We start from the raw sequence: 12,320 nt of genomic DNA, 5'->3' as shown, positions 1-12,320 counted from the left end.
CATGTATGCAGCCCATAATATACTGAGACAAATCTTTGTGGAGACGTCGATATGACTGAGACGACTGTGTCTGAATTGAGCTTCGAAGCTGCGATGGCTGAGCTTGATCAAGTTGTGGCAAAGCTTGAACGTGGCGAAGTGGCGCTGGAAGACAGCATTAAGTTGTATGAACGCGGTGCGGACCTCAAAGCCCATTGCGAAGCCAAGTTGAAAGACGCCGAAGAAAAAGTTGAGAAAATCTCAGTTGGGTCTGACGGCAAGCCTGCCGGAGTTCAAGCTGTCGAAGGCCTCTGATGCAAACCGAACTCGATCGCTGCCGTCACTTGGTGCAGACCTGTTTTGCTGAGGTTTTTGTGCCTCTTGGACAATCGCCTGTTGAATTGGGTGTTCAATATGCGCTTTCCGGCGGCAAGCGTCTGCGCGCTTTGCTGGTGTTGGAAAGTGCCGCTTTGCACGATATTGAGCCTGCTCAATCTGTTTGGTCTGCCGCCGCGATCGAGGCGATGCATGCCTATAGTTTGGTGCATGACGATTTGCCGTGCATGGATGACGACGATTTGCGTCGTGGCCAACCAACGGTTCACAAAAAATGGGATGAAGCCACCGCAGTGCTTGTCGGTGATGCGTTGCAAACCTTGTCTTTTGAATTGCTCTCACGTCCTGAAGTATCCCCTTCCTGCCAGATTAGGATCGATTTGATTGCGTCTTTGGCGCGTTCCTCTGGTGCGCAGGGTATGGTTTTGGGACAAGCACAAGACATCGCGGCTGAGACCGCCTTGACGCCCTTGGATTTGGCCGCGATTACCGAGCTACAGGCCAATAAAACCGGTGCGCTTATTGAATGGTCTGCCACGGCGGGGGCCATTTTGGGCGGAGCAGATCCACAGCCTTTGGTGCGTTATGCGCGCGCTTTGGGATTGGCTTTTCAAATTCAGGATGATGTTTTGGATGTCATCGGGGATTCTGGGAAAACCGGCAAAGCCGTCGGCAAAGACCAAGGTGCTGGTAAGGCGACATTTGTATCCTTGCTGGGGGTGGAGGCGGCGCAAAGACGTGCAGCGTCCCTTGTTGATGAAGCCTGTGAGGCAATTGGCCCTTATGGAAATCGCGCTGAAACCTTGCGCGCGACGGCGCGGTTCGTTATTTCCCGCGAAACCTAAGAAAGATGATGCGCCATGTCTGATCTTCCTGACACGCCGACCCTTGACCGCGTAACGACGCCTGCGGATCTTAAATCCTTGTCGGATACCGAGCTGAAACGCTTGGCGGGCGAGTTGCGCGCTGAGACGATTTCAGCAGTGTCTGAAACGGGTGGGCATTTGGGCGCTGGCCTTGGTGTGGTCGAACTGACCGTCGCGTTGCATGCTGTGTTTGATACCCCAAAGGATCGATTGATTTGGGACGTATCGCACCAGTGTTATCCGCATAAAATTCTCACAGGCCGCCGTGATCGCATTCGCACCCTGCGCCAAAAAGGCGGTCTGTCCGGATTTACCAAACGCTCTGAAAGCCCCTACGACCCGTTCGGCGCTGCACATAGCTCGACATCTATTTCCGCAGCACTCGGGTTTTCTGTCGCACGCGATTTGGGAGGGGCGCCTGATCCTGCGCTTGGCGATGGTATTGCTGTGATCGGTGATGGGGCGATGTCGGCCGGTATGGCCTTTGAGGCGATGAACAATGCAGGCCATTTGGGCAAGCGACTGTTTGTGATTCTCAATGATAACGAAATGTCGATCGCTGAACCTGTGGGGGCGCTGTCCAGTTATTTGTCACGCCTTTATGCTGGGGAGCCGTTCCAAGAACTTAAAGCCGCCGCCAAGGGTGCCGTGTCCTTGCTGCCGCCACCGTTTCAAGACGGGGCGCGTCGTGCGAAAGAAATGCTGAAAGGCATGACTGTTGGCGGCACGATGTTTGAAGAGCTTGGGTTTTCCTATGTCGGCCCAATTGATGGTCACGATATGGATCAGCTTTTGTCCGTATTGCGCACCGTTAAGGCGCGGGCATCGGGGCCTGTTTTAATCCATACGATCACGAAAAAAGGCAAAGGTTACGCACCGGCTGAGCGCGCAAGCGATAAGGGCCACGCGACGGCCAAGTTTGATGTCCTGACAGGTAAGCAGGAAAAAGCGACACCCAATGCACCGTCCTACACGTCCGTGTTTGGCAAAGCCTTAGTGCAAGAGGCATCTTTTGACGATAAAATTTGCGCGGTGACAGCCGCGATGCCTGATGGCACAGGGCTCAATTTATTCGCTGAGCGCTATGGGTCGCGGTGTTTCGACGTCGGCATTGCTGAACAGCATGGTGTGACCTTCGCTGCTGGTTTGGCGGCGGGTGGTATGAAGCCGTTTTGCACGATGTATTCGACCTTTTTGCAGCGCGGCTATGATCAAGTGGTGCACGATGTTGCCATTCAACGTTTGCCCGTGCGCTTTGCGATTGATCGCGCGGGCTTGGTTGGCGCGGATGGTGCCACTCATGCAGGGTCGTTTGACATCGCGTTCTTGGCCAATTTGCCGGGCTTTGTTGTAATGGCTGCCGCAGACGAAGCTGAATTGGTTCATATGGTTGCAACAGCAGCAGCGCATGATGATGGGCCTATTGCATTCAGGTATCCGCGTGGTGAAGGCGTTGGTGTCGATATGCCAGAGCGTGGTACACCCATTGAAATCGGCAAGGGCCGTATTGTTCAAAGTGGTGCGCGTGTTGCGATCTTGTCATTTGGCACGCGCCTTGATGCGGTGCGCAAAGCTTGTGAAAGCTTGGCGCAAAAGGGCATCACGCCAACCATCGCCGATGCGCGATTTGCTAAGCCTTTAGATTACGATCTTATTTGTGACTTGGCAGACAACCACGAGGCACTGATCACCATTGAAGAGGGTGCGATAGGGGGTTTTGGATCACATGTTGCGGATTTTCTGGCCAACGAGGGCGTGTTCGATCGGGGTCTCAAATTTAGGTCTATGGTTCTGCCGGATACCTTTATCGACCAGTCTAGCCCTGCGGATATGTATGCGACTGCAGGCCTGAACGCCGAAGATATAGAAGCCAAAGTTCTGCGCGTTTTGGGGATCACGGACATCGCTTCAAAACGCGCGTGAGTTAGCTTTCAGAGGCCAGTAGTGCGGTGAGGCCAGTCATATAGTCGGGATAGATCAGCTCGACCCCGAGTTCAGATTTGATCCGGTCGTTTTTGACCTTTTTACTTTCGGCATAAAAGCTGCGGGCCATAGGGGTCATGTCCGCTGTCTCAAAGTCTTGAGCTGGCGGTAATGGCCGTCCAAGTAGTTTGGCAGCATAGCCAATAACGTCTTCAGGCGGGGCAGCTAGATTGTCGCAAACATTAAATATTTTACTGGATTTGGGTCGATGTATCGAGGCCAAAAGCACCTGTGCGATGTCGTCGACATGAATGCGTGAAAAGACTTGGTTCGGTTTGATAATCCGTCGTGCAGTCCCATTGCGAACTTTGGCGAAAGGGCCACGGCCAGGGCCATAAATCCCCGCAAGTCTGAAGATTTTGAGATTCAAACCTAAATCTTGAGAGGTCTTAATCCACTGTGCTTCTGCTGCGACGCGCGCTTTTCCACGTGCTGTGGCAGGTGTTAAGGGAGATGTCTCATCAACCCATCCGCCGTCACGATCGCCATAAACGCCTGTTGTTGACAGATAGCCGACCCATTCTAAATTTTGTGCGGTTTTCAGGTCTTGCAGGTGATTGAGCAAAAAAGGATCGCCGTCACTTGTTGGTGCGGCTGATATGAGCAGATGTGTGGCGTTTTTGATGTCACTAGAAATGTCGTCATCTGGCGTCACGCGGACATTTACCCCTGTTTTACGCAGGGTTGGGGCCTGTTTTGCGTTCCGTACTGTGCCTGTGATGGCCCAATTCGCAGGCAAAAGCAACGCGCCGAGTGCTGTCGCAGAATATCCGTAACCATAGGAAAAAAGATGAGCTGACATGAATTGATGTCCCGTTTGTAAAAATCACTGCGCGCTGGGCTTGCGTCATCCTAAGAGTTGGTGACAATTGTGCAACCAAAGGTCGAGATTTAAGACCTGAGTGGGCCAATCAGATTAGAACGGAGTTGTTGTGGTGATGTCGAACGCAGGACTGAAACTTGAAACGCCACCAAGGCGTGAGTCTGAGTTATTTTCAGATGCCGGAGCAGCTGTTCAAAGGCTCGAAGAGCTTTATACAGAAGCCACTCAGTTTTTAACGGAACGCTTTTCTCAAGTGGCTGAAGGCGCCAAGCCTACCGCAAAATTTCGTGCCTATTATCCAGAAATTAGAATCACTGTGCGGTCATATGCGTCGCAGGACAGTCGTCTGTCGTTTGGCCATGTTTCTAAACCTGGGATATATTCGACAACCGTCACGCGCCCAGATCTGTTCCGCAATTATCTGACATTTCAGCTACAACAATTGATTGAAAATCACGGTATTCAGGTTGAAATTGGGCCGTCGCAAACGCCGTTGCCGGTGCATTTTGCTGTCGCCAATGATGATAGTGTCACGGTGCCGCAAGAAGGCGCGATGGATTACCCTTTGCGTGATGTATTTGATGTGCCGGATTTGGCGACAACCCACGACAACATCGTCAATGGTTATACCTTTCAGTATGAAGACGGATCGGAGCCGTTGGCGCCGTTTACAGCTCAGCGCATTGATTATTCTCTTGCACGTCTATCGCACTACACAGCAACAGACGCCGGCCATTTTCAAAACCATGTGCTGTTCACGAACTACCAGTTCTATGTCTCTGAGTTCGAGGCTTATGCGCGTGAGCAGCTTGCAGACCCAGACAGCGGCTATACCAGTTTTGTGAGCACGGGGAATGTTGAGATCACTGACCCTGACACTCCGATTGATCCGATCACCAAGATGCCGCAGATGCCGACCTATCACCTGAAGCGTGCAGATGGGTCTGGCGTGACCTTGGTGAACATCGGCGTTGGACCGTCAAACGCTAAAACCGCAACTGACCATATCGCCGTTTTGCGACCTCATGCTTGGATTATGGTGGGGCATTGTGCCGGCCTGCGCAATTCGCAGCGCTTGGGGGATTTTGTTTTGGCTCATGCTTATTTGCGTGAAGATCATGTGTTGGACGCGGACCTGCCTGTGTGGGTGCCGATTCCTGCCTTGGCAGAAATTCAAACCTCGCTTGAAAATGCGGTGGCGCAAGTTACCCAGCTTGAGGGTTATGATCTAAAACGGATCATGCGCACAGGCACCGTGGCGACGATCGACAACCGTAATTGGGAATTGCGCGATCAATCTGGTCCAGTTCAGCGCCTGTCTCAGTCACGTGCTGTGGGCTTAGATATGGAAAGTGCCACGATTGCCGCCAATGGTTTTCGCTTTCGGGTCCCATACGGCACGCTGTTATGTGTGTCCGACAAGCCCTTGCACGGTGAGCTAAAGTTGCCGGGCATGGCGTCTGATTTCTATAAAAGCCAAGTTTCTCGACATTTGTTGATCGGTATTCGCGCGATGGAAATTTTGCGAGACATGCCGATTGAACGCATTCACAGCCGAAAACTGCGCTCATTTGAAGAAACGGCTTTCTTATAAGGCGGAAAATCGCTGTAAAAGGGGCGAAAAGTGACTTGTTTCATACACTAACCGTTGTGTGCGCCCACTATATTCGCTTAGAAATGCCCGATACCCCCTAATCCAAGGGGGACACGAGGAGATACAGACATGTCGAAACCAATGACAAAAACACAGCTTATTGCCGCTTTGGCAGAAGAGCTGGCCGCAGACAAAAAGACAGCTGGCGCTGCTCTTGATGCCGTCGTCGCAATCATCACCCGCGAAGTTTCTGCTGGCGGCGCTGTGACACTTCCAGGTGTTGGAAAAATCTACTGCCGTGAACGCCCAGAGCGCATGGTGCGTAACCCACAAACGGGTGAGCAAATGAAAAAAGACGCAGATAAAGTCGTGAAAATGACCATTGCTAAAGCGCTTAAAGACAGCGTGAACGGCTAAGGCTTGTACGCAATATTTTTTAAAGGGTCGTGCATGTGCGCGGCCCTTTTGCATTTCTAGGTAGGCATAAAATGAAAGCCGATTTCAAAGCGATCTTAATGGGCGTAGCTTTTGTGCTGATGTGGTCATCTGCCTTTACCTCAGCACGGATCATCGTTGCCGATGCGCCGGCATTGGCGTCGCTGTCATTGCGGTTTTTCATGTCGGGTATCGTCGGTGTCGGCTTGGCACGCGCGCTTGGTCAATCGTGGATATTTACGCGTCAGCAGTGGCGCGCGATTATTATCTTTGGTGTGTGCCAGAACGCTGCTTATCTTGGATTGTATTTCTTAGCGATGCGGTCTGTTGAGGCATCGTTGGCCTCGGTTTTGGCATCCTCGATGCCTTTGGTCGTGGCGCTGCTCTCGATTCTGTTTTTGCGAACACTTCCCAAACCCATTGCTTTACTTGGTCTAGGCATCGGCTTTTTGGGTGTGCTGTTGATTATGGGGACGCGCTTGTCGGCAGGCAGCGATATGGTTGGCGTTCTGATGTGTATCGTCGGCACCGTTGCGCTGGCCATTGCCACGCTTTCTTTACGCTCAGTAGGGGCTGGGTCGAATGTCTTGATGGTGGTAGGGCTGCAAAGTCTGGTTGGCAGTCTTGTGCTTGGGGTTTTATCCCCATTGATCGACACATATGAGATCACCATGTCTGCCCAACTTGTGGGAGCAATGCTTTACACTACTTTTGTGCCGGGCCTGTTTGCGACATGGTTGTGGTTCAAACTGGTTGAACGCATTGGTACGATCAAAGGGGCCGCATTTCACTTCCTAAACCCGTTTTTCGGAGTGGCGATTGCGGCCCTTGTGCTTGGTGAGCAGGTGAACGGATGGGATCTGGTGGGGGTGGTCACCATCATGGTGGGTATCTTGGCTGTTCAACTGTCTAAAGCGTAGTCTATTCGCCGAAAACGCCCAAAGGTGTTTCGCCATTTTGACCGCGATGCAAAAGCAGGTGATCCAAAATCACGCAGGCCATCATCGCCTCGCCAACTGGAACCGCGCGAATACCAACGCAAGGGTCGTGGCGTCCTTTGGTGATCAAATCGGTGTCTTCGCCCGCTTTGGTAATGGTTTTACGCGAGGTTAGGATCGAACTTGTTGGCTTCACAGCAAAGCGCACAACCAAATCCTGTCCAGTTGAAATTCCGCCCAGAATGCCGCCGGCATGATTGGACATGTAGCGTGGGCCATCATTGCCCATGCGGATCTCATCGGCGTTTTCTTCGCCCGTCAAGCGCGCGGCGTTCATGCCTTCGCCAATTTCAACGCCTTTAACAGCGTTGATAGACATCATGGCCGAGGCCAAATCAGTGTCAATCTTGGCATAAATCGGCGCGCCAAGGCCCGCAGGTGCCCCTTTGGCAACCACTTCAACAACTGCCCCCACGGACGAGCCTGATTTGCGAATGTCATCAAGATACGCAGCCCAGTTCTGAGCCGTTACAGCACTGGGCACCCAAAATGGATTGTTATCGATTTCCGCCATGTCGCGCGCGCCAATGATGCCGTTTGGCCCGATTTGGGTCATATAGCCTTTGATCTCTAGGTCTGGGATCAATTGCGCTAAAGCAGCACGAGCCACACCCCCAGCCGCAACGCGTGCTGCCGTTTCTCGCGCTGAAGAACGCCCACCACCACGATAATCGCGAATGCCATATTTTTGGAAATAGGTTATGTCTGCGTGACCGGGGCGGAATTTTTCTGAAATATCACCATAGTCTTTTGAACGTTGATCCGTGTTGCGGATCATCAATTGAATGGGCGTGCCTGTTGTCTTGCCATCAAACACACCAGATAAAATTTCCACCTGATCAGGTTCGCGGCGCTGGGTTGTGTATTTCGACGTGCCTGGTTTGCGTTTGTCGAGCCAGACTTGCAGCATTTCTTCTGTCAGTGCGATGCCCGGAGGGCAGCCGTCAACAGTCGCGCCAAGCGCAGGTCCGTGGCTTTCACCCCAAGTGGTGAAACGAAAGAGGTGGCCGAATGTATTGATGCTCATGCTGTGCTCCTAGATCGCCCTTGGTTTAACGGGTGTTTGGCTTGGCGAAAAGGGGGCTAAGTGTCTTGAGCTTGCGCTTTGTGGTTTTGACGCTAAATTGCGCCTTACCTCGGGGTGCCACCACATGTGGCTGAGATGCGCTTTGCGGACCCGTAGAACCTGAACCGGCTAACACCGGCGGAGGGAAGGTATTCGCATCATCAAGACGCGACCTTTTTCTTCGCCCATTTTTGAATGGAGCGAGCTATGAATTATAGCCTGACACTTGCGGCCAGCCTTCTGGTCACCTCAGCTTTTGCTGATCCCCTTACAATTTACGCACCTGATTACTTTGGGTCTGAATGGGGCCCCGGTCCTGCGATCAAGGCCGCGTTTGAAGAAACCTGTGAGTGCGAAATCGAATATGTGACGGGCGATCTTTTGCCTCGTCTCTTGCTTGAAGGTGAGCGCACAAATGCGGATGTTGCCATTGGCTTTAATTCCGATGTGACTAAAAAAGCACGGGAATCGGGTCTATTCGTGCCTCATAAAGTCGATACATCTGCCCTGACTTTGCCGCTCGATTGGACTGACGATACATTTTTACCATTCAATTGGAGCTACACAGCCTTTGTGTACGACAACACAAAAATCACCAATCCTCCAACGAGTTTTGCAGAGCTGGTTAACAGCGACGAAGACTGGAAAATTGCGATTCAGGATCCGCGAACGTCCATTTCGGGCCTAGCGCTGATTCTGTGGGGGAAACAGGTTTTCGGTGATGATGCTGAGTCTGAATGGGCCAAGCTTGCACCGAAGGTGACCACAGTCACCAAAGGCTGGTCCGAGGCTTATGGCATGTTCACCGATGGCGAAGTTGATATGGTGTTGTCCTACACGACATCGCCTGCCTACCACATCATCGCGGAAGAAGACCAAACCAAGTCAGCGGCTTTGTTTGATGAAGGCCATTATTTCATGGTCGAATTGGCGGCCAAATTGAAAACCACAGATCAGCCTGAGCTTGCGGATCAATTTATGGCATTTATCATGGATGAAAAGTTTCAAGATCTTATTCCAACTGCCAACTGGTCTTATCCCGCCGCTTTACCAAAAGATCAGTGGCCTGAGGCTTTCTCTCAGCTCAATTATCCTGAAAAAGCGATTTTCTTAAATGAGGATCAAGCCGCTGCACTGCGGGATGAGGCAATCGCCGAATGGCGCGCCGCGTTCTCGCAATAAATCCTTGGCCGGGGCTGATTGTCGCTGGATTGGTGACGTTTTTTAGCCTCGGCACCTTGGCGGCTGTTGCCATTCGAGCGGACTCATTCGGTGCGCTTGATCAATTTGATGTGGCAGCTGTGCGCTTTACCATCGTGCAGGCCTTTTGGTCGGCTGTCTTGTCCGTGGCCTTAGCAATTCCAGTTGCGCGCGCCTTGGCGCGGCGGTCATTTTGGGGGCGGCGCGCGCTGGTCACGCTTTTAGGCGCGCCGTTTATTTTGCCTGTTATCGTTGCAATCTTAGGACTAACGGCTGTTTTTGGGCGAAACGGAATCGTTGCCTACGGTCTAAATCTGGCGGGATTAGAGCCGATTTCGATCTATGGATTGCATGGCGTGTTGTTGGCGCATGTGTTTTTCAACCTGCCGCTTGCCACGCGACTTTTGATCCATGGATGGGGCTCGGTTCCTGCCGAACAATTCCGGCTTGCTGCATCGCTAGATTTTTCTGGGCGCGACGTGTTTTGGCATATCGAATGGCCTATGTTGCGCAATCTTGTGCCTGGGTTGTTGGTTGTTATTTTTCTGATCTGTACCACAAGTTTTGCAGTCGCTTTGACTTTTGGTGGCGGTCCCAAGGCCACAACTGTGGAACTGGCAATCTATCAGGCTTTCAAATTTGACTTTGATATTGGCAAAGCGGCGCTTTTGGCGGGGGTACAATTTACGATCTGCGGGGTGGCTGCATTGGCATCGCTTTGGCTTGCTGTTCCGCAAGCTGTTATGGGCGGGCAGGATCGTGTGTTTCAGCGGTTTGATACCGGACGCGTGACGTCGAAGATCGTCGACGGGGTATGGATCATTTTTGCGACGTTGTTTTTGGCTGTGCCTTTGCTTGCCATCGTCATGCAAGGCGCGCCCTATATTCTGTCCTTGCCGACATCTGTGTGGTCGTCTGCGCTGCGGTCTTTGGTGACAGCGCTAGGGTCTGCTGGCCTGACGATTGTTTTTGCCGTTAGTCTGTCGCTGGCGGCTTTGCGGTGGCGTTGGCTGGAAGGCTTGGGCATGTTGAGTGTCGCAGCTTCGCCATTGGTGATGGGAACAGGCCTATTCATCATGGTCTTTCCGTTTGTGGAGCCTGCGCGCGTGGCCTTATTGATCACGGCGTTAGTCAATGCCGTGATGTCGCTGCCGTTTGTGCTGCGTGCTATTGGACCTGCTGTGCGGGCTTGCGAAGATCGGTTTGGTCCCTTGTCTGACAGTCTTGGGATGACTGGCTGGGCGCGAGTGCGTTTGGTTATTCTGCCCCGTATTCGTGCGCCGCTGGGATTTTCAGCTGGACTGGCTGCTGCGTTGTCGATGGGCGATTTAGGTGTTGTGACACTGTTTGCGCGTCCTGATGGCGCTACACTACCGTTGCAGATTTATCGGTTGATGGGCGCCTACCGCATGGAGCAAGCGATGGGGGCTGCGCTGTTGTTGTTGTTTTTAAGTCTTGCGCTGTTTTATCTGTTTGATCGAGGAGGGCGTGGTCATGCTAAGTCTTGAAGGCGCAGTGATTGCGCAAGATGGTTTTACGCTAAAGGCGGATTTCAGGGTTAAGGCGGGTAGGCGTGTCGCTGTTTTGGGCCCGTCTGGTGCGGGCAAAAGCACCTTGTTGGCAGCCATTGGCGGCTATGTCACTGTCACGCAAGGCGATATCGTTTGGGATGGGCGCAGCATTTCTAATTTACAGCCAAATCAGCGACCTGTGTCTAACGTCTTTCAAGACAATAATTTGTTTCCGCATATGACCGCACTGCAAAACGTGGGGCTTGGGATCAATCCGAACCTACGACTGAATGCGGCGGATAAGCAGCGCGTTTTGGATGCTTTGATTGCTGTGGGTCTTTCTGGGATGGAAGATCGCTTACCTGCTGCTCTGTCAGGGGGACAGCAAAGTCGCGTCGCATTGGCACGATTGTTGGTGCAACAAAAGCAGCTGGTGCTTTTGGATGAGCCGTTTTCGGCGCTGGGGCCAGCGATGCGGATAGAGATGGCTGATCTGGCGCAGGCTGTCGGTGCGCGGATTGGTGCGACTGTGATGATGGTTAGTCATGACATCAAGGATGTGGAACGGTTCGCCGAAGATGTTCTGTGGGTGGAGGACGGTATTTGTCACTTACCAAGGGCGTTGGGTGATTTTTTAAAAGATCCGCCTGCTGGGTTTACTAGCTATGTCGGAGAGTGAATAAAAAAGGCGCCCCAAATGGAGCGCCTTTTCTTTTGATATCAGCCTGAGTTTACAGGTCGAATTTTTTGCCTTTGTGCGGTGCCCACAATTTTTTGTTTGTGAGGTAGAGCAAAACAGTCAGCAAAAAGAGGAATGTCACAGCGACAAAACCAGCTTGTTTGCGGGCCATCATTTTGGGCTCGGCTGTCCACATCAAGAATGATGCAACATCTTCGGCTTCGTGATGCAGCTCGTTAGAGTGACCGTCAGCGAATTCAACATCTTCACCGTAAAGGGGTGGCGCCATAGCGATCCATCCACCTGGGAAGGCAGTGTTTTCATAGAAGGTTGTGCCAGCTTGTTCCTTTTCTTCACCGGTGTAGCCGGTGAGAATGGATGCGATGTACTCGGGGCCACCGATGCCGTTGACGAACTGGCTGATGCCTGTGCCCATCGGGCCATGAAAGCCAGCACGTGCTTTTGCCATCAAAGATAAGTCAGGCGCGTTTGACAAAGATGAGCTGGGGAAGAAGTCTGCGGGTATACGTGCGCGGTCATCGTCAAGATCAGCATCATAGATATCGAACTGAGAGGCGTAGGCGCGCACCTGATCTTCTGGCAGGTGTGGTCCGCCTTCATCGCTGAGTGTGCGAATTGGCACGTGTTGCAAGCCGTGACAGGCAGAACAGACTTCGGTGTAGATCTGTAGACCACGTTGAAGTTGGTTTTGATCATATGTGCCAAACGGGCCTTCGAAGCTGAAGTCCACGTCATGTACGTGACCTTCGTCGCCTGCAGCCATTGCCGCACCAGCGCTAAGCGCCAGTGCGGTAAGAGCGGAGAGAGTAAGTTTCTTAAACATAGTTCC

The 12,320-nt window shown here is 52.3% G+C and carries 12 protein-coding genes and 1 riboswitch; of the genes, 9 read left to right on the top strand and 3 right to left on the bottom strand.

Translation table 11 applies throughout. The features are described 5' to 3' along the window. The first annotated feature begins 51 nt into the window (after positions 1–51). Genes KO503_RS08260 through dxs form a run of 3 tightly spaced genes read left to right on the top strand, consistent with a single transcriptional unit; the run spans position 52 to position 3,104 of the window. Positions 52–294, top strand: a complete 243-nt coding sequence (locus KO503_RS08260; protein ID WP_215991074.1) for an exodeoxyribonuclease VII small subunit — start codon at positions 52–54, stop codon at positions 292–294. Continuing rightward, on the top strand, positions 294–1,160 hold the full coding sequence (locus KO503_RS08255; RefSeq protein ID WP_215991073.1) for a polyprenyl synthetase family protein: 867 nt from the start codon (positions 294–296) through the stop codon (positions 1,158–1,160). Before KO503_RS08260 ends, KO503_RS08255 begins: the two co-directional genes overlap by 1 nt. A gap of 15 nt (positions 1,161–1,175) precedes the next feature. Beyond that, a complete protein-coding gene (gene dxs / locus KO503_RS08250) occupies positions 1,176–3,104 on the top strand; it encodes a 1-deoxy-D-xylulose-5-phosphate synthase (protein WP_215991072.1) in 1,929 nt (642 codons plus the stop codon). 1 nt (position 3,105) lies between these two features. Here the strand turns inward: dxs and KO503_RS08245 are convergent, their stop codons facing one another. Further along, complete coding sequence (locus tag KO503_RS08245; RefSeq protein WP_215991071.1) at positions 3,106–3,966, bottom strand: SDR family oxidoreductase; 861 nt, start codon at positions 3,964–3,966, stop codon at positions 3,106–3,108. A gap of 136 nt (positions 3,967–4,102) precedes the next feature. On the opposite strand from KO503_RS08245, the gene KO503_RS08240 reads away from it, so the two are divergent. The 3 genes from KO503_RS08240 to KO503_RS08230 all read left to right on the top strand — a co-directional run bounded on the left by KO503_RS08240 (position 4,103) and on the right by KO503_RS08230 (position 6,936). Then, on the top strand, positions 4,103–5,581 hold the full coding sequence (locus tag KO503_RS08240; RefSeq protein WP_215991070.1) for an AMP nucleosidase: 1,479 nt from the start codon (positions 4,103–4,105) through the stop codon (positions 5,579–5,581). Between the two features lie 129 nt (positions 5,582–5,710). Continuing rightward, positions 5,711–5,998 (top strand): HU family DNA-binding protein, encoded by a 288-nt coding sequence (locus tag KO503_RS08235; protein ID WP_215991069.1) that lies wholly within the window; start codon positions 5,711–5,713, stop codon positions 5,996–5,998. A gap of 71 nt (positions 5,999–6,069) precedes the next feature. Then, positions 6,070–6,936, top strand: coding sequence for a DMT family transporter (locus tag KO503_RS08230; protein ID WP_252730999.1), 867 nt, complete (start codon positions 6,070–6,072; stop codon positions 6,934–6,936). 1 nt (position 6,937) lies between these two features. On the opposite strand, the gene aroC is transcribed toward KO503_RS08230, so the two are convergent. Further along, positions 6,938–8,041 carry a chorismate synthase gene (gene aroC / locus KO503_RS08225; RefSeq protein WP_215991068.1) on the bottom strand — a complete coding sequence of 368 codons (1,104 nt, stop codon included), beginning with the start codon at positions 8,039–8,041 and terminating at the stop codon, positions 6,938–6,940. Positions 8,042–8,141: 100 nt separating this feature from the next. After that, a riboswitch (TPP riboswitch) is annotated at positions 8,142–8,244 on the top strand. A gap of 43 nt (positions 8,245–8,287) precedes the next feature. On the opposite strand from aroC, the gene thiB reads away from it, so the two are divergent. The 3 genes from thiB to KO503_RS08210 are packed head-to-tail and all read left to right on the top strand — an operon-like array spanning position 8,288 to position 11,470. Continuing rightward, positions 8,288–9,262, top strand: coding sequence for a thiamine ABC transporter substrate binding subunit (gene thiB / locus KO503_RS08220; protein ID WP_215991067.1), 975 nt, complete (start codon positions 8,288–8,290; stop codon positions 9,260–9,262). Further along, on the top strand, positions 9,238–10,788 hold the full coding sequence (locus KO503_RS08215; RefSeq protein WP_215991066.1) for a thiamine/thiamine pyrophosphate ABC transporter permease ThiP: 1,551 nt from the start codon (positions 9,238–9,240) through the stop codon (positions 10,786–10,788). Before thiB ends, KO503_RS08215 begins: the two co-directional genes overlap by 25 nt. Then, on the top strand, positions 10,775–11,470 hold the full coding sequence (locus tag KO503_RS08210) for a thiamine ABC transporter ATP-binding protein (protein WP_215991065.1): 696 nt from the start codon (positions 10,775–10,777) through the stop codon (positions 11,468–11,470). The genes KO503_RS08215 and KO503_RS08210 overlap by 14 nt, the downstream gene beginning before the upstream one ends. Positions 11,471–11,522: 52 nt before the next feature. On the opposite strand, the gene KO503_RS08205 is transcribed toward KO503_RS08210, so the two are convergent. Then, entirely contained in the window at positions 11,523–12,314 is a 792-nt protein-coding gene (locus KO503_RS08205; protein WP_215991064.1) for a cytochrome c1, read from the bottom strand. Positions 12,315–12,320: the final 6 nt, after the last annotated feature.

Source organism: Pacificibacter marinus, from assembly GCF_018860505.1.
In the GTDB taxonomy this organism is placed as follows: domain Bacteria; phylum Pseudomonadota; class Alphaproteobacteria; order Rhodobacterales; family Rhodobacteraceae; genus Celeribacter; species Celeribacter marinus_B.
This window is presented reverse-complemented; position numbering and strand designations above follow the sequence as displayed.

Bases quoted from the DNA above. Each gene is read 5' to 3' on its own strand.
- KO503_RS08260 (WP_215991074.1), top strand. From the start codon at position 52: ATGACTGAGACGACTGTGTCTGAATTGAGCTTCGAAGCTGCGATGGCT.
- KO503_RS08255 (WP_215991073.1), top strand. From the start codon at position 294: ATGCAAACCGAACTCGATCGCTGCCGTCACTTGGTGCAGACCTGTTTT.
- dxs (WP_215991072.1), top strand. From the start codon at position 1,176: ATGTCTGATCTTCCTGACACGCCGACCCTTGACCGCGTAACGACGCCT.
- KO503_RS08245 (WP_215991071.1), bottom strand. From the start codon at position 3,966: ATGTCAGCTCATCTTTTTTCCTATGGTTACGGATATTCTGCGACAGCA.
- KO503_RS08240 (WP_215991070.1), top strand. From the start codon at position 4,103: ATGTCGAACGCAGGACTGAAACTTGAAACGCCACCAAGGCGTGAGTCT.
- KO503_RS08235 (WP_215991069.1), top strand. From the start codon at position 5,711: ATGTCGAAACCAATGACAAAAACACAGCTTATTGCCGCTTTGGCAGAA.
- KO503_RS08230 (WP_252730999.1), top strand. From the start codon at position 6,070: ATGAAAGCCGATTTCAAAGCGATCTTAATGGGCGTAGCTTTTGTGCTG.
- aroC (WP_215991068.1), bottom strand. From the start codon at position 8,041: ATGAGCATCAATACATTCGGCCACCTCTTTCGTTTCACCACTTGGGGT.
- thiB (WP_215991067.1), top strand. From the start codon at position 8,288: ATGAATTATAGCCTGACACTTGCGGCCAGCCTTCTGGTCACCTCAGCT.
- KO503_RS08215 (WP_215991066.1), top strand. From the start codon at position 9,238: ATGGCGCGCCGCGTTCTCGCAATAAATCCTTGGCCGGGGCTGATTGTC.
- KO503_RS08210 (WP_215991065.1), top strand. From the start codon at position 10,775: ATGCTAAGTCTTGAAGGCGCAGTGATTGCGCAAGATGGTTTTACGCTA.
- KO503_RS08205 (WP_215991064.1), bottom strand. From the start codon at position 12,314: ATGTTTAAGAAACTTACTCTCTCCGCTCTTACCGCACTGGCGCTTAGC.